The 26,758-nt window shown below is 72.6% G+C and carries 23 protein-coding genes; 13 read left to right on the forward strand and 10 right to left on the reverse strand.

The genetic code is table 11. The annotated features are described in order from the left end of the window. Positions 1-19: 19 nt before the first annotated feature. Positions 20-2,047: an FAD-dependent oxidoreductase gene (locus ACFWVC_RS03105; protein WP_384275420.1), complete on the reverse strand. Its 2,028-nt coding sequence runs from the start codon at positions 2,045-2,047 to the stop codon at positions 20-22. 177 nt (positions 2,048-2,224) lie between these two features. Here ACFWVC_RS03105 and ACFWVC_RS03110 point away from each other — a divergent pair, with 177 nt between their 5' ends. The 4 genes from ACFWVC_RS03110 to ACFWVC_RS03125 all read left to right on the forward strand — a co-directional run bounded on the left by ACFWVC_RS03110 (position 2,225) and on the right by ACFWVC_RS03125 (position 5,506). Continuing rightward, on the forward strand, positions 2,225-3,034 hold the full coding sequence (locus ACFWVC_RS03110; RefSeq protein ID WP_384275423.1) for a DUF6597 domain-containing transcriptional factor: 810 nt from the start codon (positions 2,225-2,227) through the stop codon (positions 3,032-3,034). A 143-nt stretch (positions 3,035-3,177) separates the two neighbouring features. Beyond that, complete coding sequence (locus ACFWVC_RS03115) at positions 3,178-3,891, forward strand: flavin reductase family protein (protein WP_384275425.1); 714 nt, start codon at positions 3,178-3,180, stop codon at positions 3,889-3,891. 101 nt (positions 3,892-3,992) lie between these two features. Continuing rightward, positions 3,993-4,613, forward strand: a complete 621-nt coding sequence (locus ACFWVC_RS03120) for a CGNR zinc finger domain-containing protein (protein ID WP_384275427.1) — start codon at positions 3,993-3,995, stop codon at positions 4,611-4,613. Positions 4,614-4,636: 23 nt separating this feature from the next. After that, complete coding sequence (locus tag ACFWVC_RS03125; protein WP_384275430.1) at positions 4,637-5,506, forward strand: alpha/beta hydrolase family protein; 870 nt, start codon at positions 4,637-4,639, stop codon at positions 5,504-5,506. 499 nt (positions 5,507-6,005) lie between these two features. Here ACFWVC_RS03125 and meaB read toward each other — a convergent pair whose 3' ends face one another. The 4 genes from meaB to ACFWVC_RS03145 form a co-directional block, all read right to left on the reverse strand. Continuing rightward, positions 6,006-6,989, reverse strand: coding sequence for a methylmalonyl Co-A mutase-associated GTPase MeaB (meaB, locus tag ACFWVC_RS03130; protein WP_384275433.1), 984 nt, complete (start codon positions 6,987-6,989; stop codon positions 6,006-6,008). A gap of 4 nt (positions 6,990-6,993) precedes the next feature. Further along, entirely contained in the window at positions 6,994-9,177 is a 2,184-nt protein-coding gene (gene scpA / locus ACFWVC_RS03135; RefSeq protein WP_384275435.1) for a methylmalonyl-CoA mutase, read from the reverse strand. Continuing rightward, positions 9,177-11,072: a methylmalonyl-CoA mutase family protein gene (locus tag ACFWVC_RS03140; protein WP_384275440.1), complete on the reverse strand. Its 1,896-nt coding sequence runs from the start codon at positions 11,070-11,072 to the stop codon at positions 9,177-9,179. Before ACFWVC_RS03140 ends, scpA begins: the two co-directional genes overlap by 1 nt. 96 nt (positions 11,073-11,168) lie before the next feature. Then, on the reverse strand, positions 11,169-11,951 hold the full coding sequence (locus tag ACFWVC_RS03145; RefSeq protein ID WP_384275443.1) for a potassium channel family protein: 783 nt from the start codon (positions 11,949-11,951) through the stop codon (positions 11,169-11,171). 291 nt (positions 11,952-12,242) lie between these two features. Here ACFWVC_RS03145 and ACFWVC_RS03150 point away from each other — a divergent pair, with 291 nt between their 5' ends. Beyond that, a complete protein-coding gene (locus ACFWVC_RS03150; protein ID WP_384275446.1) occupies positions 12,243-14,306 on the forward strand; it encodes a phosphocholine-specific phospholipase C in 2,064 nt (687 codons plus the stop codon). 87 nt (positions 14,307-14,393) lie between these two features. On the opposite strand, the gene ACFWVC_RS03155 is transcribed toward ACFWVC_RS03150, so the two are convergent. Together ACFWVC_RS03155 and ACFWVC_RS03160 are read right to left on the reverse strand one after the other, a co-directional pair. Beyond that, the gene (locus tag ACFWVC_RS03155; protein WP_384275449.1) at positions 14,394-14,771 is read right to left on the reverse strand and encodes a nuclear transport factor 2 family protein; all 378 of its coding nucleotides are present in this window, start codon (positions 14,769-14,771) and stop codon (positions 14,394-14,396) included. Positions 14,772-14,773: 2 nt separating this feature from the next. After that, a complete protein-coding gene (locus tag ACFWVC_RS03160) occupies positions 14,774-15,235 on the reverse strand; it encodes an Lrp/AsnC family transcriptional regulator (protein WP_384275452.1) in 462 nt (153 codons plus the stop codon). Between the two features lie 94 nt (positions 15,236-15,329). On the opposite strand from ACFWVC_RS03160, the gene ACFWVC_RS03165 reads away from it, so the two are divergent. Continuing rightward, entirely contained in the window at positions 15,330-16,175 is an 846-nt protein-coding gene (locus tag ACFWVC_RS03165; protein WP_384275456.1) for an LLM class flavin-dependent oxidoreductase, read from the forward strand. Positions 16,176-16,177: 2 nt separating this feature from the next. Then, complete coding sequence (locus ACFWVC_RS03170) at positions 16,178-16,627, forward strand: nucleoside deaminase (RefSeq protein ID WP_384275463.1); 450 nt, start codon at positions 16,178-16,180, stop codon at positions 16,625-16,627. 23 nt (positions 16,628-16,650) lie between these two features. Here ACFWVC_RS03170 and ACFWVC_RS03175 read toward each other — a convergent pair whose 3' ends face one another. The 3 genes from ACFWVC_RS03175 to ACFWVC_RS03185 all read right to left on the reverse strand — a co-directional run bounded on the left by ACFWVC_RS03175 (position 16,651) and on the right by ACFWVC_RS03185 (position 20,446). Next, positions 16,651-17,697: an ABC transporter permease gene (locus ACFWVC_RS03175; protein ID WP_384275466.1), complete on the reverse strand. Its 1,047-nt coding sequence runs from the start codon at positions 17,695-17,697 to the stop codon at positions 16,651-16,653. A 2-nt stretch (positions 17,698-17,699) separates the two neighbouring features. Beyond that, a complete protein-coding gene (locus ACFWVC_RS03180) occupies positions 17,700-19,286 on the reverse strand; it encodes a sugar ABC transporter ATP-binding protein (RefSeq protein ID WP_384275470.1) in 1,587 nt (528 codons plus the stop codon). Positions 19,287-19,393: 107 nt separating this feature from the next. Further along, on the reverse strand, positions 19,394-20,446 hold the full coding sequence (locus ACFWVC_RS03185; RefSeq protein ID WP_384275473.1) for a sugar ABC transporter substrate-binding protein: 1,053 nt from the start codon (positions 20,444-20,446) through the stop codon (positions 19,394-19,396). Between the two features lie 260 nt (positions 20,447-20,706). Between ACFWVC_RS03185 and ACFWVC_RS03190 the strand changes: the two genes are divergently transcribed. From ACFWVC_RS03190 to ACFWVC_RS03215, 6 genes are all read left to right on the forward strand, one after another. Next, the gene (locus tag ACFWVC_RS03190; RefSeq protein WP_384275475.1) at positions 20,707-22,047 is read left to right on the forward strand and encodes an enolase C-terminal domain-like protein; all 1,341 of its coding nucleotides are present in this window, start codon (positions 20,707-20,709) and stop codon (positions 22,045-22,047) included. Further along, positions 22,044-22,808, forward strand: coding sequence for an SDR family NAD(P)-dependent oxidoreductase (locus tag ACFWVC_RS03195; protein WP_384275477.1), 765 nt, complete (start codon positions 22,044-22,046; stop codon positions 22,806-22,808). Before ACFWVC_RS03190 ends, ACFWVC_RS03195 begins: the two co-directional genes overlap by 4 nt. A gap of 14 nt (positions 22,809-22,822) precedes the next feature. After that, positions 22,823-23,824, forward strand: a complete 1,002-nt coding sequence (locus ACFWVC_RS03200) for an aldo/keto reductase (RefSeq protein WP_384275481.1) — start codon at positions 22,823-22,825, stop codon at positions 23,822-23,824. Next, positions 23,821-24,132 carry an L-rhamnose mutarotase gene (locus ACFWVC_RS03205; RefSeq protein WP_384275484.1) on the forward strand — a complete coding sequence of 104 codons (312 nt, stop codon included), beginning with the start codon at positions 23,821-23,823 and terminating at the stop codon, positions 24,130-24,132. The genes ACFWVC_RS03200 and ACFWVC_RS03205 overlap by 4 nt, the downstream gene beginning before the upstream one ends. A 2-nt stretch (positions 24,133-24,134) precedes the next feature. Continuing rightward, entirely contained in the window at positions 24,135-24,983 is an 849-nt protein-coding gene (locus ACFWVC_RS03210) for an amidohydrolase family protein (RefSeq protein ID WP_384276379.1), read from the forward strand. 127 nt (positions 24,984-25,110) lie between these two features. Further along, positions 25,111-26,754, forward strand: coding sequence for a PucR family transcriptional regulator (locus tag ACFWVC_RS03215; protein WP_384275486.1), 1,644 nt, complete (start codon positions 25,111-25,113; stop codon positions 26,752-26,754). Positions 26,755-26,758: the final 4 nt, after the last annotated feature.

The raw sequence follows: 26,758 nt of genomic DNA on the forward strand, positions 1-26,758 counted from the left end.
TCCTACGGACGGGTCGCGGTCACAGGGCCGCGGCGAGTTCGGTGCCCTGGCGGACGGCCCGCTTGGCGTCGAGTTCGGCGGCCACGTCGGCGCCCCCGATGAGGTGGACGCCGTGCCCGGCGGCGCGCAGGGCGTCGTACAGGTCGCGGCGGGGCTCCTGCCCGGCGCAGAGGACCACGGTGTCGACCGGGAGCGTGCGGCGCTCGCCGTCGACGGTGATGTGCAGCCCGGCGTCGTCGATCCGGTCGTAGGCGGCGCCCGCGACCATGGTGACGCCCCGGTGCTTGAGCTCGGTGCGGTGGATCCACCCGGTGGTCTTGCCCAGGCCCGCGCCGACCTTGGTCGTCTTGCGCTGCAGCAGGTGCACGGTGCGCGGGGGCGCCGGCCGCTCGGGGGCCCGCAGCCCGCCCCGGTTCGCGTAGCCGGTGTCGACGCCCCACTGCCGGAAGTACGTCTCCGGGTCCCGGCTCGCGCCCTCGCCGCCGTCGGTGAGGAACTCGGCCACGTCGAAGCCGATCCCGCCCGCGCCGACGATCGCGACCCGCTCCCCCACCGGGGCGCCGTCGCGCAGGACGTCGAGGTAGCTCAGCACGCTGGGGTGGTCCACGCCGTCGATCTCCGGCGTGCGGGGCGCGACGCCGGTGGCGAGGACGACCTCGTCGAAGCCGGGGTCGTGCGCGGCCAGCGTCTCCGGCGTGACGAGCATGTTCAGGCGCAGTTCCACGCCCTCCTCGGCCAGCCGGGTGCGGAAGTAGCGCAGCGTCTCGTCGAACTCCTCCTTGCCGGGCACCTTGCGAGCGATGTTGAGCTGCCCGCCGATCCGGTCGGCGGAGTCGAAGAGCGTGACGGCGTGGCCGCGTTCGGCCGCGGTGACCGCGCAGGCCAGTCCGGCGGGCCCGGCGCCGACGACGGCGACGCGCTTGCGCAACCGGGTGGGCAGCAGGACGAGTTCGGTCTCGTGGCACGCCCGGGGGTTGACCAGGCAGGAGGTCAGCCTGCCGCTGAAGGTGTGGTCGAGGCAGGCCTGATTGCAGCCGATGCAGGTGTTGATGGCCTCCGCCCGGCCCTGTTCCGCCTTGGCGACGAACTCGGGGTCGGCGAGCATCGGGCGGGCCAGGGAGACCATGTCGGCGTACCCGTCGGCGAGCAACTGCTCGGCGACCTCCGGGGTGTTGATGCGGTTGCTGGTCACGAGCGGCACCGACACCGCACCCATCAGCTTCTTCGTCACCCAGGTGTACGCGCCGCGCGGCACGGAGGTGGCGATGGTGGGAATCCGGGCCTCGTGCCAGCCGATGCCGGTGTTGATGATCGTGGCGCCCGCCGCCTCGACCGCCTTGGCGAGGGCGACGACCTCCTCCAGGGACGAGCCGCCGGGGACCAGGTCGAGCACCGAGAGCCGGTAGACGATCACGAAGTCGGGGCCGAGCCGTTCGCGCGTGCGGCGGACGATCTCCAGCGGGAAGCGCGTGCGGTTCTCGAAGGACCCGCCCCAGCGGTCCTCGCGGAGGTTGGTGGCGGGCGCGACGAACTCGTTGATCAGATAGCCCTCGGAACCCATGATCTCGACGCCGTCGTACCCGGCCCGGCGGGCGAGTTCCGCCGCCCGCACGAAGGCCTCGATCGTCTCCTCGACCTCGCCGTCGGTGAGGGCGTGCGGGACGTAGGGGCTGATCGGCGCCTGCAGCGCGCTCGGGGCGACCAGTTCGGCGTGGTAGGCGTACCGGCCGAAGTGCAGGATCTGCATCGCGATACGGCCGCCCTCGCGGTGCACGGCCCGCGTGACCACGGCGTGCTGATCGGCCTCCGCCTCGGTCGTCATACGGGCGCCGCCCGGGTAGGGACGGCCCCGGTCGTCGGGGGCGATGCCACCGGTGACGATCAGGCCGACGCCGCCCCGGGCACGCTCGGCGTAGAAGGCGGCCATGCGCTCGAAGCCGCCCTCGGCCTCCTCCAGCCCCACGTGCATCGAGCCCATGACGACACGGTTGGGGAGGGTGAGGAATCCGAGGTCGAGCGGGCGCAGCAGGTGCGGATAGCGACTCATCGGAATCTCCTCGGGCGGCGGCGCGGCGGCGCGTGGGTGGCAGTCCGTCCTTTGTAGACCAGCCGGAGACGATTCTGCAACTAGTTGCATAAGATCTGGCGCGCCCCCGCACCACGGACGGAGCGCAGACGCAGGGCTTGAAGAAATGCGACACCAGGCCGCCGTACCATCGCCCTCATGGCCGGTCAGGACACGCCGCGGCGCGACACCCGGGGCATCGTCGGCGCCCCGGAGCTCTTCGCGCGCGTGCGGTTCCGGCGGCGGGCCCCGGCGCCGGAGCTGCGGCCGTACCTGGAGCACTACTGGCTGATCGACTGGGACCTGACCGAGCCGTACGCCTCGCACGTCGTGCCGCACCCGTCGGTCAACGTCGTCTTCCAGCGCTTCGCCGGCACGCCGGACTTCGGGGAGGTCGCCGGCATCGGACTGGAGCTGTTCACACAGAAGCTGGAGGGTGCCGGGCGGGTGTGCGGCGTCCAGTTCCGGCCGGGCGGCTTCCGGCCCTTCGCGCCCGCGGTGCCGGTGTCCCACTGGACCGGCCGCCGGGTCCGGCTGGACGAGGCGCTGCCCGGCCACGCCGCCGCGCCGGGCGCCGTGCTCGGGCCGGACGAGGAGGACGAGCGGGTCGCCGCCCTGGACGCCTTCCTGCTGTCACTGGCCCCCGCGCCGGATCCCCAGGCCGACCTGGCGATGGCGCTCGCCGAGCGGATCCGGCACGACCGCGGCATCCTGCGCGTCGCCGCCCTCGCCCGCGCCGAGGGCCTGTCGGTGCGCTCGCTGCAACGGCTGTTCGCCGCCCACGTCGGCGTCAGTCCCAAGTGGGTCATCCTCCGCTACCGCATCCACGAGGCACTGGAACGTGCGGAGTCGACGACGGCCGTCGACTGGGCGGGCCTGGCGGCCGAGCTCGGCTACAGCGACCAGGCCCATCTGGTGCGGGACTTCACGGCGACCGTGGGGGTTCCCCCGACCGCGTACGCGGGCTGAGGGTCCTGCCGAGAGTGACATGAAACGCACCCAAATAGGTCGATACCATCTTGCCTGACATAGCCAAGGAACTTACGCTCATGTCAACGACAGATTTACCCGACTGCGGGAGAGCGAACACCAAGGCGCCATAGGAGGCCGCTGTGATCATCGACTCCGCCACTCTTGATGCCACGTCGGCCTACAAATTGCTGATCGGAAGCATCATTCCCCGGGCGATCGGCTGGGTGAGCACGATGTCCGCGGACGGCGTTCCCAATCTCGCCCCCATCTCGTTCTTCACCGCGGTCGGCCGCAAGCCGCCGATGATCTCGCTCACGTTGCAGCCGCGGTCCGACGGCGTCACGCTCAAGGACACCTTCGTCAACATCCGCGACACAGGGGAGTTTGTGACCAATCTCGCCACGCTCCCGCAAGCGGGCGAGATGCATCGCACCGCAGTCGAATTCGACTCCGGTATCGACGAATTCGACGCGGTGGGCTTGGAGAAGGCCCCGTCCGAGGTGGTCCGTCCCCCACGGGTGAAGGGGGCGCCCATCGCCATGGAGTGCAGGGTGGAGCGCATCATCACGATCGGCGACCTGAACGACCACGTCGTCTTCGGGGAGGTCGTGCGATTCCACATCCGCGACGACATCTACCTCGACAGGGGCCGCATCGACACCGGCGCCCTTCCCGCGGTGGGGCGGCTCGCCGCCGAGTACACCGTGGTCGAGAACGCCTTCACCACGCCGCTCGACGGCGGGATTCTCGACGCCCGCCACGGACGCCGCGTGGGCCGACTCGACGCCAAACCGGCCGACTGGTCACCGATCGACACCGACGAATGGTCCCCCTCCGGATCCGTCACGTCCTGAGTCGCGGAGGCGGGCGGCGCCGCCCGGGCCTGGTTCCCAGCTGCCAGGGGCGTACGTCACTCACTTCTGTCATATCCGGGAAGAACAGGTACGGTGGTGACATGTCATGGTCGGCGACTGAACGATTCGAGGTGCGGCCCGCACCGGGCGGACTCGTCGTGGTGCAGGAACTGCTGAACACCTCGGCCGGCGGCCGGCCCCGGAAGCCGGACCTGCTGGACACCCTCGACTCCGCGCAGGGCTGGCTCGATCGCGTCCTGGACGAGTGGGCGGCGGCCTCGGGCCGCACGCGTGAGCGCGTGGCACTCATCGACCGCGACCTGGACGAGCTCAAGCGGCTGCGCACGCGGCTGCGCCAGGCGCTGGCCGCCCGCGGCGGGAACGGAGCGGCAGACGAGGCGGAAGACGCCCTGCTGGCCGCGGAACCGGTGACGCTCCGGATGGCCGCGGATTCCACCGTCACCGTGGAGCCCCAGGGCGACGGCGCCCGCCGCGTCACCTCCGCGGTACTGGCCGAGTGCCTGCTCTCGCAGACGCTCGGAACCTGGCAGCGCCTGAAGATCTGCCGCCACGACCGCTGCGGCGCCGCCTTCTACGACCACTCGCGCAACAGCAGTGCCGTCTGGCACGACGCGCGCACCTGCGGCAACACCGTGAACCTGCGCGCCTCGCGCGAGCGCCGCCGCGCCCACCAAGAGTCCGAACATCCCGTCCGGCCGTAGGGCGGTCCCCCTACGATGCCGCTATGACGACCACCGGGCGGGACGAGCCGCTGATACGGGTCCTGTACGACGCGTCCCGCCCCGACCTGCGGGAGCCCGGGCGCCCGCGCCCTGTCCGCCTCTATCTGTGGGAGCCGGTCAAGCCGGCCGGCGGACCCGCCCCGCTGGTCGTGGTCTCGCACGGCACCGGAGGCTCCGGCAGTGCCATGGACTGGCTGGTGCGTCCGCTGCGCGAGGCGGGTTTCCGGGTGATGGCCCTCGACCATCACGGCAACAACTTCGTCGACGGCTACGAGCCGGAGGGCTTCCTCCACGTGTGGGAGCGGCCCCGGGACATCTCCTTCGCCCTCGACACGCTCGCCCGGGAAGAGCCCCTCGGCCCGGTCGGCGCGGCGGGTTTCTCCATCGGCGCCTACACGGCGGTGGCGCTGGCCGGTGCCCGTGTCGACGAGCGGATCCTGTGGGCCGTCCTGTCCGGGGCGGTGCCCCTGCCGGAGATCCCCGAATACCCCGATGCGCTGGAGGCGTTGCGGAAGAAGTACCCGGATGAGCGGTCGTCGCGGCGCGCGCTGGAGGGTGCCGGGTCGGACCTGTCCGATCCCCGTGTGGTGGCGGTCTTCCAAGTGGCGCCGGGAGCAGGCGGTTTCGTGACACCGGAGAGCCTGGCGACCGTGCGGGGGCCGGTGGAGATCCGCTGGGGTGGGGCGGACACGGTGAACCCGTACGAAGCCGACACCAGGCCCTATCTGGACCACATTCCCACGGCGAGCGGCCGCTCGGCCGGCCCCGGCGTCCGCCACGACGACTTCTTCGCGCCGGAACCCGCCGACCCGGCCGTCCGCGTCCGGGTCGGCGGGGAGGCGGCCGCCTTCTTCCTGCGGCACCTCGGCTGACCTGGCCCGGCCGCGGGATCCCGGCGGCCCGGTAACCGCCGGGCCCGGCGGTTACCAACTTCTGACCTCCGAACACGCGTCGGGGACACCCTTGAGCGGGCACACCCATCTGTAGGGCGCGAAAACGCCCGTTCCCGGAGACGTACGCATGTGTCGTCGCATCCTGCGACAAGGGAGCCGAGCCCTATGGCAGAGCCGCCGATCACCCCCCGACTGACCCCGATCCCCATCGACGGAACGACTTTGTGCGGGCGCCTGGAGAGCGGTGGCGCGCGGCCCTGCGGAGGGCCCGCCGAGTGGCACGTCCAATGGCTGCCCGGGCACGGCTCGTTCGCGTGCGGGCCGCATATGGCGGAGGCGCGGAGGTTGTTCGCGTACATCGACCGGCATCGCGTCGGCCCGGACTGCAACATGCCCGGCGCGTTGTGGTCGACGGGGCGCTGCGCGGTGCCCCGGAGCCAGGCGAAGGCGGCCTGACCTGACCCCGGGGTCAGGCGCGTCAGCCGGAGAAGGCGTCGAGAATCCGCTCGGCCGCCGAAGTGGCCGTCAGCGTGCCCTCGCGGACCTGGCGTTCGACCTCAGGGGTCAGGCGGCGGACCCCGGGGTGGTCCCGCAGCCGGCCGAGCAGTTCGTCGCGGACCATGCTCCAGGCCCACTCGATCTGCTGGTCGCGGCGCTTGGCCTCCAGCCGCCCGTCGGAGTCCAGGAGCGCGCGGTGCTGCTCCAGCCGTTCCCAGACCACGTTGAGGCCGGTGTCCTCGCGGGCGCTGCAGGTGAGCACCGGAGGCGTCCAGGCGGCGTCGGCGGACTGCATCAGCCTCAGGGCGCCGGACAGTTCGCGGGCGGCGGCGCGCGCGTCGCGCTCGTGCGGGCCGTCGGCCTTGTTGACGGCGATGACGTCGGCGAGTTCCAGGACGCCCTTCTTGATGCCCTGGAGCTGGTCGCCCGTGCGGGCCAGCGTGAGCAGCAGGAAGGAGTCCACCATGCCGGAGACCGCGGTCTCGGACTGGCCGACGCCGACGGTCTCGACGAGCACGACGTCGTATCCGGCGGCCTCGACCACGACCATCGACTCGCGGGTCGCCTTGGCGACGCCGCCGAGCGTCCCGGCCGACGGGGACGGCCGCACGAAGGCCGCGCGGTCCACCGCCAGCCGTTCCATCCGCGTCTTGTCGCCGAGGATGGAGCCGCCGGTCAGGGTGGACGACGGGTCGACGGCGAGCACCGCGACCCGGTGGCCGAGGCCGGTGAGCTGCGTGCCGAAGGCGTCGATGAAGGTGGACTTGCCCACCCCGGGCACTCCGCTGATGCCGATCCTGCGGGCCTTGCCCGTGTGCGGCAGCAGCTCGGTCAGCAGCCGCTGGGCGAGCTCCCGGTGGTCCGGCCGCGTCGACTCCACCAGGGTGATGGCGCGCGCGATCCAGGCCCGGGAGCCGTCCAGCACACCTTTGACGTAGGCGTCCAGATCGAGGGTCGGCGGCATGGGCTCACAATTCGTGGCCGAGCGCGGCGGCGAGCCGCGTGACCAGGTCGTGTGCGGAGTCCGGGATGACCGTGCCGGGCGGGAAGACGGCGGCCGCGCCGGCCTCCAGCAGTTCGGGCACGTCCTGCGGCGGGATGACGCCGCCGACCACGATCATGATGTCCTCGCGCCCCTCGGCGGCCAGTTCCTCGCGCAGCGCGGGGACCAGGGTGAGGTGTCCGGCCGCGAGCGAGGAGACGCCGACGATGTGCACGTCGGCCTCCACCGCCTGCCGGGCCACCTCGGCCGGGGTCTGGAAGAGCGGGCCGACGTCCACCGTGAAGCCCAGGTCGGCGAACGCGGTGGCGATCACCTTCTGGCCGCGGTCGTGGCCGTCCTGGCCCATCTTGGCGACCAGGATGCGCGGGCGGCGGCCCTCGGCCTCCTCGAAGCGGCCGACCAGCGCACGGGTGCGGTCCACGGACGGCGACTCCCCTGCCTCGTTGCGGTACACACCGGAGATCGTACGGATCTGCCCGGCGTGCCGGCCGTACACCTTCTCCAGGGCGTCGGAGATCTCGCCGACGGTCGCCTTGGCGCGGGCGGCGTTCACCGCGAGCTCCAGCAGGTTGCCGCTGCCGCCGGCGGCGGTGGTCAGGGCGCTCAGCGCGTCCTGGCAGGCCCTTTCGTCGCGCTCCTCGCGCAGCCGGCGAAGCTTGGCGATCTGCTGGGTGCGCACCGAGGAGTTGTCGACCTTGAGGACCTCGATCTTCTCGTCGCTGTCCACCCGGTACTTGTTGACGCCGATCACCGGCTGACGGCCGGAGTCGATACGGGCCTGCGTGCGGGCCGCGGCCTCCTCGACGCGCATCTTCGGGATGCCCGCGTCGATGGCCTGGGCCATGCCGCCCGCCGCCTCGACCTCCTGGATGTGCTGCCAGGCGCGGCGCGCCAGGTCGTACGTCAGCTTCTCCACGTACGCGGACCCGCCCCAGGGGTCGATGGCCCGGTTGGTGCCCGCTTCCTGCTGGAGCAGCAGCTGGGTGTTGCGGGCGATGCGCGCGGAGAAGTCGGTGGGCAGCGCCAGCGCCTCGTCGAGGGCGTTGGTGTGCAGCGACTGGGTGTGCCCCTGGGTGGCGGCCATGGCTTCCACGCAGGTGCGTGTGACGTTGTTGAAGACGTCCTGCGCGGTGAGCGACCAGCCGGAGGTCTGCGAATGGGTGCGCAGGGACAGCGACTTGACGCTCTTGGGCTCGAACTGCTTGACCAGCTTCGCCCACAGCAGGCGCGCCGCGCGCAGCTTGGCGACCTCCATGAAGAAGTTCATGCCGATCGCCCAGAAAAACGACAGCCGCGGCGCGAAGGCGTCCACGTCCAGGCCCGCGCCGAGACCGGCCCGCAGGTACTCCACGCCGTCGGCGAGGGTGTACGCCAGCTCCAGGTCGGCCGTGGCCCCGGCCTCCTGGATGTGGTAGCCCGAGATGGAGATCGAGTTGTAGCGCGGCATCTTCTGCGAGGTGTACGCGAAGATGTCGGAGATGATCCGCATCGAGGGCTTCGGCGGGTAGATGTAGGTGTTGCGGACCATGAACTCCTTGAGGATGTCGTTCTGGATGGTCCCGGCCAGCTTCTCGGGCGGTACGCCCTGCTCCTCCGCGGCGACGATGTAGAGCGCGAGCACCGGCAGCACGGCACCGTTCATGGTCATCGACACGGTCATGCGGTCGAGCGGGATGCCGTCGAAGAGCTGCCGCATGTCGTAGATCGAGTCGATGGCGACGCCCGCCATGCCGACGTCGCCGGTGACGCGCGGGTGGTCGCTGTCGTAGCCGCGGTGGGTCGGCAGGTCGAAGGCGACCGACAGGCCCTTCTGGCCGGCGGCGAGGTTGCGCCGGTAGAACGCGTTGGACTCCTCGGCGGTGGAGAAGCCCGCGTACTGGCGGATCGTCCAGGGCTGGTTGACGTACATCGTCGGGTACGGGCCGCGCAGGTACGGCGCGATGCCCGGGTAGGTGCCCAGGAAGTCCAGGCCCTCCAGGTCGCGGCCGGTGTACAGCGGCTTGACGCCGATGCCCTCGGGCGTCTCCCACAGCAGGTCCTCGACGGCGCGGCCGGTGGTCTCCTTGACCGCCGCGCGCCACTGGTCCTCGGTGGCGCCGCTGCCGGCGCCCGGTCCGAGCTCGATCTCGGAGAAGTCCGGGATCCGCATCACGCCACTCCCATCCGGTCGAGAACCGAGGTCAGGACGGCGACCGCGTCGCCGCCCGCGAAGACGAACGCGTCCACGCCGGCCTCCGTGTACGCCTGCTCCCGCGCGCCCGGGCGGCCGGCCAGGAACACCGGGCCCGCGCCCGCGGCCTTGAGGGCGGCGGCCACCTCGGCGGCCTGCTCCTCGTACAGCGCGTCGCTGGAGCACAAGCAGGCCACCTGGGCGCCGCTGCGGGCGAAGGCCCCGGCCACGGAGCCGGCGTCCACGGACACCGGGTCGTGGACGGGCTCGATGCCGCCGGCCTGGAAGAGGTTGGCGGCGAAGGTCACCCGGCCGGTGTGCGCGGCGGCGGGGCCGAGAGCGGCCAGGAACACCCTGGGGCGGGCGCCGGTGGCGGCCAGGTGCGCGTCCGAGCGGGCGCGCAGCGCCTCGTACGCCTCGTCGCGGCGGACCCTCGGCAGGCCGCCGGAGGGCGCGGCGGGGGCCGGGTCGCGCTCGACCGGCGTCTCGGAGAGCAGCGGGAACTCGCTGACGCCCGTGATGGGTTCGCGGCGCTTGGCCAGCGCCTTGGCCCGCACCTGCCAGGTGGCGGCCAGCCGCTCGCCGACCAGGCCGGAGGCCAGCGCCGCGGCCTGGCCGCCGGCGCGCTCCAGCTCCTGGAACCAGGACCAGGCGGCGTCGGCGAGCTCGGCGGTGAGCCGCTCCACGTACCAGGAGCCGCCGGCCGGGTCGACGACCCGGGCGAGATGGGACTCCTCCATCAGGATGGTCGAGGTGTTGCGGGCGATGCGCCGGGCGAAGGCGTCGGGCAGGCCGAGCGCGTGGTCGAACGGCAGCACCGTGACCGAGTCCGCGCCGCCGACACCGGCGGCGAGCGTCGCGACGGTGGTGCGGAGCATGTTCACCCACGGGTCGCGGCGGGTCATCATCACCGACGAGGTGACGACGTGCTGACGCTGCGCCCCCGCGGCCGCGGTCGCGCCGCACACCTCGGCGACACGGGACCACAGGCGGCGGGCGGCGCGCAGCTTGGCGATCGTCAGGAACTGGTCGGCGGTGGCGGCGTAGCGGAACTCCAGCTGCCCGCAGGCCGCGTCGACCGGCAGCCCGGCCTCGGTGAGCGCGCGCAGGTAGGCGACGCCGGTGGCGAGGGAGGCACCGAGTTCCTGGGCCGCCGAGCCGCCGGCCTCGTGGTACGGCAGCGCGTCCACGGTCAGGGCGCGCAGCCCCGGGTACTCCTCGTGGACACGGCGGGCGAGCCGCGTGGCCGCCGCGGTGTGCGCGTCGAGCGCTCCGGGGTCCCCGGTGCGGGCGAGAAGGCCGAGCGGGTCGGCGCCGAGGTTGCCGCGGGCGGCCTCGGGGGCGATGCCGCGCTCCTCGTACAGCGCGAGCAGCGCGTCGGCCGCCGCCTCGGTGTCGGGGCCGGCGTCGAGCACCACGGGCGCGAGGTCGAGGAAGACCCCCTGGAGCGCGGTGCCGAGCGCGGCGGCGGGGACGCCGGAGTCGCCGACGGCGAGCCAGAGCGAGGTGACCCCGTTCTCCAGGTCGGCGAGCACGGCCTCGTTCGTGCGGAGCGCGTCGGGCCGCGTGTGGCGCTGCCGTACGTCCCAGCCGCCGGCCACCGGGCCCGCGGGCCCGGCGCCCCGGGTGAAGGGCGCGAAGCCGGGGAGTCCGACCGCGTCGCCGAAGGCTCCGGGCGCGTCGGACGCGGTGTACAGCGGGCGCGTGGTGAGCCCGTCTTCGAGGGTGGTGGACAGCGCGTCCTCCACCGCCTCTCCCGAGACGTCCTTGCCCGCCTTGCGCAGCACGCCCTCCACGAGGGACTGCCATTGCGCGCGGCTCGCATCCGGGAATTCGGCGGCCAGAGAAAGCCCGTCGTCAGGCAGGACCGTCATGCTCAAAGGTTAGTGGGCGTTAGCAGGTGAGCAGCAGGGGCAACGCCTGTGACCTAGCCCATTCCGGGCCGTCTTGATCGGTTCCACTCCGATGCCCTATCCGGGGGTCTGCTCGTGGGCCCTTTCCGGCGGGGCGGCCGCCGCGTCCCGCGCGCCGCCCGCCCTGGCGGCGCCGAGCTCGGCGACCTCGCGCCGCAGCTCCCTGAGCTCCCGCAGCACTTCCTCGGTCACCTCCTGGAGGCGGCGTCCCTCCTCCTCGTCCTCCTGGAAGCGGGCCAGGAACCAGGCCGCGATGTTGGCGGTGACCACACCGAGCAGGGCGATCCCGGACAGCATCAGGCCGACGGCGATGAGCCTGCCGACGCCGGTGGTGGGGGCGTGGTCGCCGTAGCCCACCGTCGTCATCGTGGTGAACGACCACCACAGCGCGTCGCCGATGGTGCGGATGTTCCCGTGCGGCGAGTGCCGCTCGGCCTCCAGCACCGCGACCGAGCCGAACGCGAGCAGCCCCAGCACCGCGCCCACCACATACGTCGTCAGCCGCACCTGTGCCGCCAGCCGCACGCGCTGGCCCACCAGGAAGAGCGCGGACACCAGCCGCAGCAGGCGGAGCGGCTCCAGCAGCGGCAGCACGACCACGGCCAGGCTCAGCGGCTGGCGCCTGATGAACTCCCACCGCTGTTCGCTCAGCCCCAGCCGGACCACGTAGTCGCCCGCGAAGAGCGCCCACACGCTGCGCTCGGTCCAGTGGGCGGTGGTGATGAGCGCCGGGTCGGCGTCCGGCACCAGGATCGGCAACGCGTACGCCGCGCCGAACACCATCGCCAGGGCGAGCAGTGGCGCCCTGGTCCGCTGCTCCCAGCGTTCGAGACGGTTCATGGGGGCAGTATCCCGTGCGCTCTTGGCGCGACGGCCGTCCCGGCACCGGTGGGGGTCCGCCGCTGACCTGCGGTGACGTTCGGTCCGCGATGGATCAGGCCGGGCGCAGGAGCATCGCTCAACTACGGTTTCGTGTGGGCCCGTTGGACGGCGACAACGGTGTCCCGGGGGGCGGCGGGTTGGCGCAGGTTTCGCAGGTGCTTCTCCTCGCCGCCAACAGGAGTTCGCGCGGGCCTGGTGACACTGGCCACCCCTGTTACGGCCGCGGAGATTCCGGGAGACAGGCCTTACATGAACGCCATCGACCGCAGACGCTTCATGCAACTGGCAGGCGGTACCGCCGCCTTGTCCGTGCTTTCCACCAGCATCGCCCGAGCGGCGGAGATCCCGGCGAACCGCAGGACGCGTTCGCTCCAGGATGTCGAGCACATCGTCGTCCTGATGCAGGAGAACCGCTCCTTCGACCACTACTTCGGCACGCTGCGTGGTGTCCGCGGTTTCGGCGACCCCCACCCGGTGACGCAGCCGAACGGCAAGTCGGTGTGGTACCAGTCGGACGGCACGAAGGACGTCCTGCCGTTCCGCCCGGACCACGACGACCTCGGGCTGGCGTTCCTGCAGGACCTGCCGCACGGCTGGAACGACGGCCACGCCGCTTTCAACCAGGGCAAGTACGACAAGTGGGTGCCCGCCAAGTCCGCCACCACCATGGCGCACCTGACCCGCGAGGACATCCCGTTCCACTTCGCGCTCGCCGAGGCCTTCACGATCTGCGACGCGTACCACTGCTCGTTCATCGGCTCGACCGACCCGAACCGCTACTACATGTGGACGGGTTACACGGGCAACGACGGCAAGGGCGGCGGCCCGGTCCTCGGCAACGACGAGGTGGGCTACGGCTGGACGACGTACCCGGAGCGCCTGGAGCAGGCCGGGGTGTCGTGGAAGATCTACCAGGACATCGGCGACGGCCTCGACGCGGCCGGCGGCTGGGGCTGGATCGAGGACGCCTACCGCGGCAACTACGGCGACAACTCGCTGCTGTACTTCAACCAGTACCGCAACGCCAAGCCCGGCGACCCGCTGTACGACAAGGCCCGCACCGGCACCGACGCCAAGCACGGCGAGGGCTTCTTCGACATCCTGCGCGCCGACGTCACCGCCGGGAAGCTCCCCCAGGTCTCCTGGATCGTGGCGCCCGAGGCGTTCACCGAGCACCCCAACTGGCCGGTCAACTACGGCGCCTGGTACATCGCGCAGGTCCTCGACGCCCTGACCTCCAACCCCGAGGTGTGGAGCAAGACGGCGCTGCTGATCACCTACGACGAGAACGACGGGTTCTTCGACCACGTCGTGCCGCCGTTCCCGGCCGCCTCCGCCGGGCAGGGCAAGTCGACCGTCGACGTCACCGGCGACCTGTACGCGGGTTCCGGCTCGCGCCCGGCGGGCCCGTACGGGCTCGGCCAGCGCGTGCCGATGTTCGTGGTGTCGCCGTGGAGCAAGGGCGGCTACGTCTGCTCGCAGACCTTCGACCACACCTCGATCCTCCAGCTGATCGAGCGCCGCTTCGGGGTGACCGAGCCCAACATCTCGCCCTGGCGCCGCGCGGTGTGCGGTGACCTGACCTCAGCGTTCGACTTCCGCCACACGGACACCGACGCGCCGGAGCTGCCCGACACCAGCGGGTACCTCCCGCCGGACAACGACCGGCACCCCGACTACGTGCCGACCCCGCCGGCCAAGGGCGCGCTGCCCCGCCAGGAGGGCGGCATGCGCGCCGCGCGGGCCCTGCCGTACGACCTGTCGGCCGACGGCCGGGTCAGCACCGCCGCCGGTTCGCTGCGGATCGACTTCGCCTCGCACGGCACCGCGGGCGCCGGCTTCCTGGTGACGTCGGCCTCGCACGCCGCCGGTCCGTGGACGTACACCGTCGAGTCGGGACGCTCGCTGTCCGACACCTGGAGCGTCGCCGAGGACGCGCAGGGCGGCTACGACTTCACCGTCCACGGCCCCAACGGCTTCCTGCGCCGCTTCGCCGGCCGGGTCACCGGCGCGGGCCCGGAGGTCAGCGCCCGGCACGACGAGGAACTCGGCATCGCACGGCTCGTCCTGACCAACGACGGCCCCACCACCGTGCAGCTGACGGTGACGGACGGATACGGCAAGGAGAAGGCGGCCACCTACTCGCTGCGTCCCGGCGCCCGCGTCGTGCACTCCGCGGAGACCAAGCGCAGCCAGCGCTGGTACGACCTGACCGTGACCGCGGACCACGACAGCACCTTCGTACGCCGCCTGGCAGCGCACGTGGAGAGCGGCTACACGAGCACCAGCGACCCGGCCATCGCCGCCCGCTGACCCCGCTGACCGCACACGCACCGCGGACGTCACGTGCTCACCGCGTCGGCCGCGGCCCGGCATCCCGCCGGGCCGCGGCCGTCGCGGTCACATCGGTTCGGCCCAGGCGGCCCGCCACTGCGGGCGGGGGTCGCTCCCGGGGCTCGTCCAGTACTCGCGCCCGCCGGTGATCCTCCCGTCGCGCACCGTCCAGAAGGAGGCCGCCCGGAAGACCCCGAGTTCGACGTGCGGGACCTCGACCTCGGAGACGGCCTGGTCGTCCTCGCCCAGCACGCGCAGCACGCGGATCGACCAGCCCTGCGGGTACTCCCTGTTGACGGCGACGAAGTTCGCCCTGCCGACGATGCGCTCGCCGCTGACCGGCCACTCCACGACGGCGTCCTCGGCGATCAGCTCACCGACGCCGGTCCAGTCCCGTGCTTCGATCCGGGCCCACAACTCCTCGACGACCTCTGCGGCTTCCATCGTCACAGTGTGGCGGACGCGGGGCCGCACGGTCCCCGGTACGGCAGCGTCTGCCGGTAGACCACGCTGGTGGTCGTGCTCCCGAAGCCGGCCAGTTCGTCCATGACCTCCTCCAGATGAGCCATGGACGTGGCGGCGACCTTCAGCACGTAGCAGTCCTCGCCCGTGGTCCGCAGGCACTCCAGGATCTCCCGCCGTTCGCCGAGCAGGCGGTGCAGCGGTTCGTGCCGGCTGCCGGGGTACTTCAGGCGGACGACGGCGAGCACCGGGAGCCCGGCCCTGCCGAGGTCGACCTCGGCCCGATAGCCGGTGACGACGCCCAGCGCCTCCAGCCGGCGCACCCGCTCGGTCGTCGCCGACGCGCTCAGGCTGACCCGGCGCGCGAGTTCGGTGAAGGGGACCCGTCCGTCGCGCTGCAACTCGTCGAGGATCGCCCAGTCGGTCGCGTCAAGACTCTCGGCCATCTGCCGAGAATACCGGTGGATCCACGGCGGTCGACCCGGTACTCCGTGAGGAATGCCTTACGATCGGCCGCCCGCGGTGGATAGCCTCATCGGCATGCGACTTGGTGTGAACGTCCCCAATTTCGGGCCGGGAACCGACCCCGGCGTGCTGCGCGACTGGGCGCGGACGGTGGAGGGACTCGGCTTCGACCTGCTGATGGTCTCCGACCACCTCGTGGTGACACCCGACGTCGCCGAGCAGTACCCGGCCCCGTTCTACGAACCGTTCACCACGCTGTCGTGGCTGGCCGGGGTCACCGAACGGGTGAACCTCGGGACCACCGTGCTGATCGTCCCGTACCGGCACCCGCTGGCCGTCGCCCGGATGGCCGCCAACCTCAACGCGCTCAGCGGCGGACGGCTGGTGCTCGGGGTGGGCGTCGGCTGGGCGCGTCAGGAGTTCGAGGCGCTCGGTGTGCCCTTCGAGCGGCGCGGGCGGCTGACGGACGATCACCTGGAGGCCATGCGGGCGGCGTGGCGGAACGAGGCCGACTACGCCGGCGGGCCGATCCCGTTGTGGGTAGGCGGCAACAGCGACGCGGGTGTCCGCCGGGCGGTCCGGCTCGGCGACGCCTGGCATCCGCTGCGCGCCACGATGCCGTGGCTGCGCGAGGGGCTCGGCCGGCTCGTGTCGGCCGCGCGGGAGGCCGACCGGCCCGTACCGGCGTTCGCTCCGCGGATTCTGCTGCGCCTCACCGACGCCCCGATCGCCACGCCCGGCCGGCGCGCCGGTGAGGGCACGCTCGACCAGATCATGGACGATCTGCGGCAACTGCGCGTGATGGGCGCGGAGTCGGTCGTCCTCGACCCCTTCGGCGGCGACCCCCGCGAGACGCTGCGTCCGCAGTGGGCCTGGCACGCGCTCGCGGCGGTGGCCGCCCACCGCACGGAAACGGAGTGACCATGGACGACGGAGTGACGATGGACGACGAGACCACACGCCTGCTGCGCAGGGCCCTCGCGCTGGCCGCCGAGGCCCGCGCGTCGGGCAATCCGCCCTTCGGTTCGCTGCTGGCCGGCCCGGACGGCGCCGTCCTCGCCGAGGAACGCAACAGCAGCGTCACCGACGACGACATCACCGCCCACCCCGAACTGAAGCTGGCCCGGTGGGCGGCGCGCGAGCTGGACCCCGCGACGGCCGCCGCCACGACGATGTACACCAGTTGCCAGCCCTGCGGCATGTGCGCGGGCGCCCTGGAGCGGTCCGGCCTCGGCCGCGTGGTGTACGCCCTGTCCGGCGAGCAGCTCACGGGACTGAAGTCGCCCGCCGCGAAGGCCGGGTTCCCGCATGTTCCGCAGGAGGGCCCGGCCCTCTACGACGAGGCCCGCGTCCCGGTCGAGGGCTACTACTGACCGGGCTGTCCGCCGGGCCGGTCCTACTCCTGCTTCTCCCCGGAGGCGAAGCGGGAGATGATCAGGGCGACGATGATGATGGCGCCGTTGAGGAACTGGTTCCACAGCGGCGGCACGCCCGCCAGCGTCATGACGTTGACGACGAGTTGCAGGGTGAGCACACCCGTCAGCGCCCCGAACAGCGTGCCGCGCCCGCCGTTGAGGCTGACGCCGCCGATGACGGTCGCGGCGAAGACCTGGAAGATCCAGCCGCTGCCCTGGTCGGCGGAGATGGACCCGTAGTGCCCGCTGTACAGGACGCCCGCGAAGGCCGCGAGCACCCCGCCGGCGATCAGGACGACCCAGGTGATCCGGTCCACGCGGATGCCCGCGGTGCGGGCGGCCTCGGCGTTGCCGCCGATCGCGTACAGCGCCCTGCCGTGGCGCAGCCAGGCCAGGGCACAGCCGCCGATGGCGAACAGGAAGGCGCAGACCCAGATCGCGGCCGGCACCCCGAGCCAGGAGGCGTGACCCAGATAGGTGAAGGAGCCGGGCAGTTCCACGATGGAACGCCCCTCGGAGATGGCGATCTGCAGACCGCGCAGCATGGTGAGGGCGCCCAGGGTGACGATGAAGCCGTTCAGGCGCAGCTTGAGGATCAGGAAGCCGTTGACCGCGCCGATCACCGCGCCCACCAGCAGGCACAGCGGGATCGCCGTCCACACGGGAAGGAGTTCCAGGCCGGTGAAACGGCCGCCGGCGGAGGGCAGGACGAGCCACACGGCGATCACCGGGGCGACGCCGATGGTGGATTCCAGGGACAGGTCCATGCGCCCGGCGATGAGGATCAGCGCCTCGGCGAGCACCAGCAGACTCAGCTCGGTGGACTGCTGGGCCACGCCGATGAGGTTGTCGGAGGTCAGGAAGGCGGGCGAGACGATGAAACCGATGACCCCGAGCACGAGGATCGCCGGGACGAGGGAGAGTTCACGGAAGCGCGCGAGACCGCCGGGCCCGCGGCGCGGCACGTCCGCCGCGGAGTTCTTCGTGGTGGGCACCGGGGGTTCGGTGACGTCGGTGGTGGCGGACATGACTACCTTTCCTGCTCTCGGGGGCCGGGGACACCGGCGGTGTCGCTCGCTCCGGCGGACGGCGGGCGGGACACGCCCTCCATGGCGGCGACCAGTTCCTCGTCCCGCCAGCCCCGGCCGAACTCCGCGACGACCCGGCCGTGGAACATCGCCACGATCCGGTCGCAGGCCCGCAGGTCGTCGAGCTCGTCGGAGATGATCAGTGCCGCCCGGCCGGCGCCGGCGACCTGGCGGATCCTGCCGAGCAGGAATTCCTTGGACCGCACGTCCACGCCGTTGGTCGGGCGGACCGCCACCAGGACGTGCGGGTCGGTGGCGAGCGCGCGGGCGACCACGACCTTCTGCTGGTTGCCGCCGGACAGCGCGGAGACGGGAGTGGCGAAGCCCGGGGTCCTGATGTCCAGGTCCTCGATCATCCGCTCGGCGAAGTCCCGTGTGCGCGAGGGGAGTACGGTGCCGAACGGCCCGAGCTGGTCGGTGACGGTCAAGGTGGCGTTCTCGGCCACGCTGCGGTTGCCGACCAGTCCCTGGTGGTGACGGTCCTCGGGCACCAGGCCCACGCCCGCCGCGAGGGCGTCGGGCACCCCGCCGGCCCGCACCGGGCGCCCCGCCACGGCGATCCGCCCGGCGTCGGCGCGGTGCAGCCCCGCGATCGTCTCGCCGAACCGCACATTGCCGCTCGCGGTGGCTCCCGCGAGGCCCACCACCTCGCCGGCGCGCACCGAGAGGCTGACGTCCCGGTACGCCCCGTCGAGCGTCAGCCCGGCGACGGAGAGCAGCTCCGGGCCTTCCGCCGCGGCGGGCGCGGCGGCGGCCGCGTTCTCCTCGGGCCGCCCCGCCCCCCCGGACTCCCCCGTCATCGCCTCCACCAGGGCGTCGTGGTCGATCTCGGCCACGGGCGCGGTGACGATGTGGCGGGCGTCCCGGTAGACGGTGACGGTGCTGCAGAGGTCGTACACCTCCTGCAGGTGGTGGGAGATGAACAGGAAGGCGACGCCCTGGCGTTGCAGATCGCGGAGCTTGTCGAACAGACGCGAGATGCCGCGGGCGTCGAGACGCGCGGTGGGCTCGTCGAGGATGATGAAGCGCGCGCCGAAGGACAGGGCGCGCGCGATCTCGACGAACTGCCGCTGTTCGACGGTGAGGTCACGGGCCCGCGCGGCGGGGTCGATGTCGACCCCGTACTCGGCGAGCAGATCCGTCGCCCGCTGCCGCAGGGTCTTCCAGCGGATGGGCCGCAGAGCGGCGGGGCTCTGCCGGTTGAGGAAGAGGTTCTCGGCCACCGACAGCTCGCCGATGACCGTGGAGCGCTGGTAGACGCACGCGACGCGGGCGCGCCAGGCGTCGGTGTCCCCGAACGAGGGAGCCGGTTCGCCGGAGAAGCGCAGGCTGCCGGAGTCGGGCTGGTGCAGGCCGGTGAGGATGTTGACGAGGGTGGACTTGCCCGCGCCGTTGCGGCCGACGAGTGCGTGCGACTCGCCGGCCGCGACCGAGATGCGGGCGTCGCGCAGCGCCACGGTGGCGCCGAAGCGTTTGCCGATCCCGGTCGCCTCGGCCACGGGAGGCGGCGCGGTGGCGGGGTCCGCCATGGTGGATTCCGTTCTGCGGATGCGGATGCGGATGCGGTGGGCGCGGATGCGGTGCGGCCTGGTGACGCGGGCCGGTGGGGCCGGCAGGACCGGCCCCGGACCGCGGATCAGCCGATGTTGTTGCCCCACAGGGCCTTGTCGTCGACGTTGTCCTTGGTCACCAGGGGCGCCGGAAGCTGGTCCTCCAGGCCGTTGGGGATGGTGATGATGGTGGAGTCGTGGTCGGTGGGGCCGGCCTTGAAGGTCTTGCCCTCGGCGGCGGCCTTGGCGTAGAAGAGCGCGTACTTGGCGTACAGGTCGGCGGGCTGGGAGACGGTGGCGTCGATCTCGCCCTTGCGGATCGCGTCCAGTTCCTGCGGGATGCCGTCGTTGGAGACGATGAAGATGTGGCCCTTCTCCCCGGCGGGCTTGAGCAGGCCCTTCTGCTTCAACAGGGCGAGCGTGGGCTGCAGGAAGACGCCGCCGGCCTGCATGTAGACACCGCCGAGGTCGGGGTGCTGGGCGAGCAGGCTCTGCAGCTTGGCCGAGGCCACGTCGCCCTTCCAGTCGGTCGGCAGCTCGAAGACCTGGATTCCGGGGAACTTCTCCTTCATGCAGGCCGCGAACGCCTCCGAGCGGTCGCGTCCGTTGATGGAGTCCAGCGCGCCCTGGAACTCGGCGATCTTGCCCTTGCCGCCCATCTGCTCGCCCAGGAACTCGCACGCCTTGGTGCCGTACGCCTTGTTGTCGGCGCGGACGACCATGTACACGTCACCCTTGTCGGGGCGGGTGTCCACGCTCACGACCGGGATCTTCTTGCCGGCCAGGGTGTCGAGCGTGGAGGCGATGGCGCCGGTGTCCTGCGGGGCCATCACGACGGACTTCGCGCCGGTGTTCTCGAACACCTGGACGTTGGCGACGAGCTTGGTGACGTCGTTCTGGGAGTTGCTGCGCGGCAGGGCGTTCAGGCCGTCGTCCTTGATGCCCTGCTCGATGTACTGCGCGTAGGAGTTCCAGAAGTCGGAGTCGGAGCGCGGCAGGTCGATGCCGATGGCCGGCTTCTTGTCCCCACCTGCCCCGGCGGTGCTGTCGCTGCCGCGGTTGCAGGCGGTGGCGAGGGCGGCCATCGCGAGTGCGGCCGCGGCGACCGCGGCGGTGGAGCGCGTACGGGCGAGCTTCATGGCCGTGTTCTCTCCTTGCCCAGTGCGGGGGCGATTCATCCGAGGTATGGCGGACGAGAAGGAAAGTAAGTCCGCCGTGCGGCCATGACAACCCCCTGTACGGACACGATCGGCCGAATCCGTCACCCACGGGGCGCGGCACACACATCCGTCACAGACATCCGAGGAATGGATTGCCAGCCGCGGCCGATGACGCTTACAGTCACCGTGGTGCGAGACCTCCGATGTCTTGCCCATGGCCGAGCGTGAAAGGCAGCCAGTTGTCCGCGACCTCCGCCTGTATCACCGCGATCGACACCCACGACATCCGCTTCCCCACCTCACGGGAACTGGACGGGTCGGACGCGATGAACCCGGACCCCGATTACTCCGCCGCATATGTGGTGCTGCGCACCGACGCCGGCGACGGCCTGGAGGGGCACGGCTTCGTCTTCACCATCGGGCGAGGCAACGACGTCCAGGTCGCGGCGATCGAGGCGCTGCGTCCTCATCTGATCGGCCGCCCGGTGGACGAGGTCTGCGCCGACCCCGGCTCGGTCGCCCGCGACCTGACCGGTGACAGCCAGCTGCGCTGGCTGGGCCCCGAGAAGGGCGTGATGCACATGGCGATCGGCGCCGTCGTCAACGCCGTCTGGGACCTGGCCGCCAAGCGCGCCGCCAAACCGCTGTGGCGCCTGCTGGCCGACGCGGAGCCCGAATGGCTGCTCTCCCAGGTCGACTTCCGCTACATCGCCGACGCCCTCACCCCCGAACGCGCCCTGGAACTGCTGCGGCGCGGCAAGGAGGGCGCGGCCGGCCGCGCCGCCACGCTGCGGGAACGGGGCTACCCCGGCTACACGACCTCGCCCGGCTGGCTCGGCTACTCCGACGAGAAGCTGACCCGGCTCGCCAAGCAGGCGGTCGCCGACGGCTTCGCCCAGATCAAGCTGAAGGTCGGCGCCGACCTGGACGACGACGTCCGCCGGCTGCGCGCCGCCCGCGCCGCCGTCGGCCCCGACGTGCGCATCGCGATCGACGCCAACCAGCGCTGGAACGTCGGCGAGGCCGTGGCCTGGGTGAACGCGCTCGGCGAATTCGGCCCCTACTGGATCGAGGAGCCGACCTCGCCCGACGACATCCTCGGCCACGCCGCCATCCGCGAGGCCGTGGCCCCGGTCAAGGTCGCCACCGGCGAGCATGTGCAGAACCGCATCGTCTTCAAGCAGTTGCTCCAGGCCGGGGCGATCGACGTGCTGCAGATCGACGCGGCCCGCGTCGGCGGCGTGAACGAGAACCTGGCCATCCTGCTGCTCGCCGCCGCCTTCGGGGTCCCGGTCTGCCCGCACGCGGGCGGCGTGGGGCTGTGCGAGCTGGTCCAGCATCTGTCGATGTTCGACTACGTGGCGCTGTCCGGCACCACCGAGGACCGCGCCATCGAGTACGTGGACCACCTCCACGAGCACTTCGTGACCCCGGTCGTGATCCGGCACGGCCACTACACCGCACCCGCGGACCCCGGATTCTCGGCGCAGATGAAGCCGGAATCGATCGATGAATTCCGCTACCCGGACGGTACGTTCTGGGTGGCCGACCGGGCACCGCAGGAGGGACAGAGGGCATGAGCGATCTGCACGGACTCGACGGGCTGGCAGCCCTGGTGACAGGGGGCGCCTCGGGGATCGGACTGGCCACCGCGCGGCTGCTCGCGGAGCGCGGGGCCAAGGTCGCCGTGCTCGACCTCGCGCCCGGCGCGCTGCCGGAACCGCTGCTGGCGTTCAAGGCGGACGTGTCGGACGACGCCTCCACGCGGTCCGCGGTCGACGCGGCGGCGCAGGAGCTGGGCGGTCTCGACATCCTCGTCAACAACGCCGGGATCGGCGCCGCGGGCACCGTCGAGGACAACCCGGACGAGCAGTGGCACCGTGTGCTGGACGTCAACGTCCTCGGCATGGTCCGCACCACCCGCGCCGCCCTCCCCCACCTGCGGCGCTCCGCCCACGCGGCCGTCGTCAACACCTGCTCGATCGCCGCGACCGCGGGCCTGCCCCAGCGTGCGCTGTACAGCGCGAGCAAGGGCGCGGTGCTCTCGCTGACCCTGGCGATGGCGGCCGACCACGTCCGTGAGGGCATCCGCGTCAACTGCGTCAACCCCGGCACCGCCGACACCCCGTGGGTGGCGCGGCTGCTGGACGCGTCCGAGGATCCCGAGGCCGAGCGCGCCGCGCTGCGTGCCCGGCAGCCGATGGGCCGCCTGGTGACCGCGGACGAGGTGGCCGCGGCCATCGCCTACCTGGCGAGCCCCGCCGCCGCCTCGGTCACCGGCACCGCGCTCGCGGTCGACGGCGGCATGGCCGGCCTGCGCCTGCGCCCGGCCGGGCAGTGAGGGGGGCGGCCGGCATGCGACGCAACACTCTGGGCCGCAGCGGCGTCCCCGTGACCGCGGTGGGCTTCGGCGCCGCCGCCATCGGCAACCTCTTCACGCTCGTCACCGACGACGCGGCGGCGCAGGCCGTGGACGCCGCGTGGGAGGCGGGCATCCGCTACTTCGACACCGCCCCGCACTACGGCCTGGGGCTGTCCGAACGCCGGCTCGGCGCCGCCCTGCGCGACCGGCCGCGCGAGCAGTACACCGTCTCCACCAAGGTGGGCCGCCTCCTGGAGCCGCTCGGGGACGGGAGCCCGGCAGGCGACGACCTGAACAACGGCTTCGCCGTCCCCGCCACCCACCACCGGGTCTGGGACTTCAGCGCCGACGGCGTGCGCCGCAGCATCGAGGACAGCCTGGAACGCCTCGGCCTCGACCGGATCGACGTCGCCTTTCTGCACGATCCCGACGCGCACGCCGAGGAGGCCTTCGCACAGGGCTATCCCGCCCTGGAGAAGCTGCGCACCGAGGGCGTCGTGGACGCGATCGGCGCCGGCATGAACCAGACGGGCATGCTCGCGCGCTTCCTGCGCGACACCGACGTGGACGTGGTGCTGATGGCCGGCCGCTACACGCTGCTGGAGCAGGAGGGCCTCGCCGAGGTACTGCCCGAGGCGGCGGCACGCGGCAAGAGCGTGGTCGTCGGCGGCGTCTTCAACTCCGGTCTGCTGATCGACCCCCAGCCGGACGCCCGGTACGAGTACGCGCCGGCGCCGGCGCCCGTCCTGGCCCGCGCGCGCCGTCTCCAGACGGTCACCGGACGCCATGGTGTCCCGCTGCGCGCGGCGGCGCAGCGCTTCCCGGCGGCGCATCCGGCCGTGGCGAGCGTGCTGCTGGGGCTGCGCTCGCCCGCGGAAGTGCGGGACGCCGAGGCGATGCACAAGCACCCGCTGCCGGCCGCGCTCTGGGCCGATCTGCGCGCCGAGGAACTGCTCGGGCCCGACGTGCCCGTCCCTGCCGGGGACACGGCATGAGGGTCGCGCTGCACACCAGGGTCCGCGCCGACCGGATCGAGGAGTACGAGGCGGCGCACCGCGAGGTGCCCGGGGAACTCGCCGGCGCGATCCGCGCCGCGGGTGTCCACGAGTGGACGATCTGGCGCAGCGGCACCGACCTGTTCCATCTCCTGGACGTGGACGACTACCCCGCGATGATCGCCGCACTGGAGCGACTGCCCGTCAACATCGCCTGGCAGGCCCGGATGGCGGGGCTGCTGGAAGTCGCGCACGACTACTCGGCGGACGGCGCCGGGGCGACGCTGCCGGTGGTGTGGGAGCTGTGAGCATGCCGCACGGCGTCGTGGACGCCCACCACCACGTCTGGGACCTGACCGTCCGCGACCAGGACTGGATCACCGGCGAGCGGCTGGCCCCGCTGCGCCGCTCGTTCTCCGTCGCCGACCTCGAACCGGAGGCGCGGGCGGCGGGCGTCACCGCCACGGTCCTCGTCCAGACCGTCACCGTCGCCGAGGAGACGCCGGAATTCCTGGCCCTGGCCGCGCAGGGAGGTCTCGTCGCGGGGGTCGTGGGCTGGACCGACCTGAAGGACCCGTCGGTCGCCGACCGGCTGGCCGCCCTGCGCGAACTGCCCGGCGGGGAGCGCTTGGTGGGCATCCGCCACCAGGTGCAGGGCGAGGCCGACCCGGAGTGGCTGCTCCGCCCCGACGTGCAGCGCGGGCTGCGCGCCGTGGCCGACGCCGGCCTGGTGTACGACCTGGTGGTCCTGGCCGAGCAGTTGCCGTCGGCCGCCAAGGCCGCCGCGCTCCTGCCGGACCTGGTGTTCGTCCTGGACCACCTGGGCAAACCCCCCATCGCCGCGGGCACGTTGCGGCCGTGGGCGGACGACGTGCGGGCGCTGGCCGCGCTGCCCAACGCCGTCTGCAAGCTGTCCGGCATGGTCACCGAGGCCGACTGGGACTCCTGGACGGCCGCCGGCCTCGCGCCCTATGCCGACACCGTGCTGGAGGCCTTCGGCCCCGACCGCCTGATGTTCGGCTCCGACTGGCCGGTCTCGCGGCTCGCGGCCTCGTACGCCGAGGTGGTCGGCGCCGCCCGGACCCTGACCGACGGCCTCGCCCCGGCCGAGCGGGACGCGGTGTTCTCCGGGACCGCGCGCCGGGTGTACGGACTCTGATCCCGGGGGTGGTCCGGCCCGGCCCAGGACCGGACCGCCCGCGGCGAGTTCTTCGCCGGGCAGCCGCACCCCACAGGGCGGTGACTAGACTCCCACCCCTGGCAGGACGAGGGACGGGCGTGATCGCGTGGGCGACGACAGACCGGACGCACCCCCGCGGCACACGGCGGGCCGGCTGACCGTGCGCGACGTCCTCGACCTGGACCTCGTCACACCCTGGGGACCGGAGGTCGTCGCGGGCTCCGCCCACCTGCACCGCGCGGTGCGCTGGCTGCACGTGGCCGAGGCCCTGGACGTCGGGGTCATGCTCAGCGGCGGGGAGATGGTGCTCACCACCGGCCTGCTGCTGGCGGGCGACGAACGGGCGCAGCGCGAGTACATCGAGTCGATGCAGCGCGCCGACGTCGCCGCCGTGGTCCTGGGCCTCGGCCGTGCCTTCCGCACCACGCCCGAGCCGATGCGGCGGGCAGCGGAGCGCTGCGGGGTGCCGCTGATCGTGCTGCACCGGCCGGCGCCGTTCGCCCGGCTGACCGAGGAGGTGCACGCGCGCCTGGTGCACGGCCGCTTCGCCGCCCTCGACCTGTCGGAGCGGATACGGTCCTCGCTGACCGTGCTCAATCTGTCCGGGGTGACGCTGCAACGGGTGCTGGACGAGATCGCCGCGCTCAGCGGCTGCCCGGCGCTCGTGGTCAACCTCGCGCAGCGCGTGCTGGCCTCGGCCGGCGACCAGGGGTCGCTCAACGGCCTGCTGCGCGACTGGGAGCGGGTCTCCCGCCAGGTGGCGGAGCTCGCGGGGAGCGGGGCGGTGACGGTCGGACCCGACGGCTGGATCGTGGCACCGCTGGAGGCCAGGGGGCAGCAGTGGGGCCGGCTGGTGCTCGTCGGCTACCACGGCCCGGAGGAGTCGGGGCACGTGCTGGGGGCCCGCGCCGCCGAGGCGCTGGCCATGCACCGCCTGCTGGGCGACCGCGACCGGGGCTGGGAGGACCAGGCCGCCGAGTCGCTGCTGCTCGACCTGGCCTCGGGCACCGCCCGCCCCGAGCAGTTGCTGACGCGGGTGCGCGCGGCCGGTCTGCCGGTCAACCGGCGCGTCCTGGTGCCCGTGGTCGTACGCCCCCTCGGCCCGGCACCGGACGGCAGGGACGACCTGCCGGAGCTGATCGAACGCGCGCTGGCGGAGCACCCCGACGTCGCGGGCCTAGTGGCCCGGATCGGCCCGGCCGGCACGGCGGTCCTGCTCAGCGTCCCGTACGGCCAGGACACCGATGCCGCGGTGCGGCGGGTCGCCGTCCAGGTGCACGAGGAACTGGCCGCCCGGGGCCGGACGGCGGTCGCCGGGGCGGGCTTCGGCTGCCGCGAACTGGACGAGGTCCGGCGCTCCTTCGTCGAGGCGGTGCACGTCGCGGACGCGGCGGTGGCCGGACCTCCGGCGGCGCCGGTGGCCCGGCTGCGGGACGTGCGGCTGCGCGGGCTCGTCCGCCTGATGCGGGACGAGCCGGAGCTCCAGGCCTTCATCGGGCGGGAGCTGGGGCCGCTGCTGCGGAACCCGGCGCTGCTGGAGGTGCTGCGCACCTATCTGGACACCGGCCGCAACAAGTCGGCGGCGGCCCAGATGCACCACGTCAGCCGGCCGGCGTTCTACCGGCGGCTGCAGAGCATCGAGACACTGCTCGGCATCGACCTGGACGACTGGGAGCAGCTGACCTCGCTGTACGTCGCGCTCCTCGCGCACGAGGCGCAGCGCGCCGCGGGGCCCGGGGCCGACCGCTGAGGCG

Source organism: Streptomyces sp. NPDC058691 (assembly GCF_042714775.1).
Lineage (GTDB): Bacteria > Actinomycetota > Actinomycetes > Streptomycetales > Streptomycetaceae > Actinacidiphila.

Coding starts and splice junctions, on each gene's coding strand:
- ACFWVC_RS03155 (WP_384275449.1), bottom strand. CDS start 14,771: ATGGAAGCCGCAGAGGTCGTCGAGGAGTTGTGGGCCCGGATCGAAGCA.
- ACFWVC_RS03125 (WP_384275430.1), top strand. CDS start 4,637: ATGACGACCACCGGGCGGGACGAGCCGCTGATACGGGTCCTGTACGAC.
- ACFWVC_RS03170 (WP_384275463.1), top strand. CDS start 16,178: ATGGACGACGGAGTGACGATGGACGACGAGACCACACGCCTGCTGCGC.
- ACFWVC_RS03165 (WP_384275456.1), top strand. CDS start 15,330: ATGCGACTTGGTGTGAACGTCCCCAATTTCGGGCCGGGAACCGACCCC.
- ACFWVC_RS03175 (WP_384275466.1), bottom strand. CDS start 17,697: ATGTCCGCCACCACCGACGTCACCGAACCCCCGGTGCCCACCACGAAG.
- ACFWVC_RS03180 (WP_384275470.1), bottom strand. CDS start 19,286: ATGGCGGACCCCGCCACCGCGCCGCCTCCCGTGGCCGAGGCGACCGGG.
- ACFWVC_RS03210 (WP_384276379.1), top strand. CDS start 24,135: ATGCCGCACGGCGTCGTGGACGCCCACCACCACGTCTGGGACCTGACC.
- ACFWVC_RS03105 (WP_384275420.1), bottom strand. CDS start 2,047: ATGAGTCGCTATCCGCACCTGCTGCGCCCGCTCGACCTCGGATTCCTC.
- ACFWVC_RS03145 (WP_384275443.1), bottom strand. CDS start 11,951: ATGAACCGTCTCGAACGCTGGGAGCAGCGGACCAGGGCGCCACTGCTC.
- ACFWVC_RS03205 (WP_384275484.1), top strand. CDS start 23,821: ATGAGGGTCGCGCTGCACACCAGGGTCCGCGCCGACCGGATCGAGGAG.
- scpA (WP_384275435.1), bottom strand. CDS start 9,177: ATGCGGATCCCGGACTTCTCCGAGATCGAGCTCGGACCGGGCGCCGGC.
- ACFWVC_RS03110 (WP_384275423.1), top strand. CDS start 2,225: ATGGCCGGTCAGGACACGCCGCGGCGCGACACCCGGGGCATCGTCGGC.
- ACFWVC_RS03140 (WP_384275440.1), bottom strand. CDS start 11,072: ATGACGGTCCTGCCTGACGACGGGCTTTCTCTGGCCGCCGAATTCCCG.
- ACFWVC_RS03160 (WP_384275452.1), bottom strand. CDS start 15,235: ATGGCCGAGAGTCTTGACGCGACCGACTGGGCGATCCTCGACGAGTTG.
- ACFWVC_RS03120 (WP_384275427.1), top strand. CDS start 3,993: ATGTCATGGTCGGCGACTGAACGATTCGAGGTGCGGCCCGCACCGGGC.
- meaB (WP_384275433.1), bottom strand. CDS start 6,989: ATGCCGCCGACCCTCGATCTGGACGCCTACGTCAAAGGTGTGCTGGAC.
- ACFWVC_RS03185 (WP_384275473.1), bottom strand. CDS start 20,446: ATGAAGCTCGCCCGTACGCGCTCCACCGCCGCGGTCGCCGCGGCCGCA.
- ACFWVC_RS03150 (WP_384275446.1), top strand. CDS start 12,243: ATGAACGCCATCGACCGCAGACGCTTCATGCAACTGGCAGGCGGTACC.
- ACFWVC_RS03200 (WP_384275481.1), top strand. CDS start 22,823: ATGCGACGCAACACTCTGGGCCGCAGCGGCGTCCCCGTGACCGCGGTG.
- ACFWVC_RS03195 (WP_384275477.1), top strand. CDS start 22,044: ATGAGCGATCTGCACGGACTCGACGGGCTGGCAGCCCTGGTGACAGGG.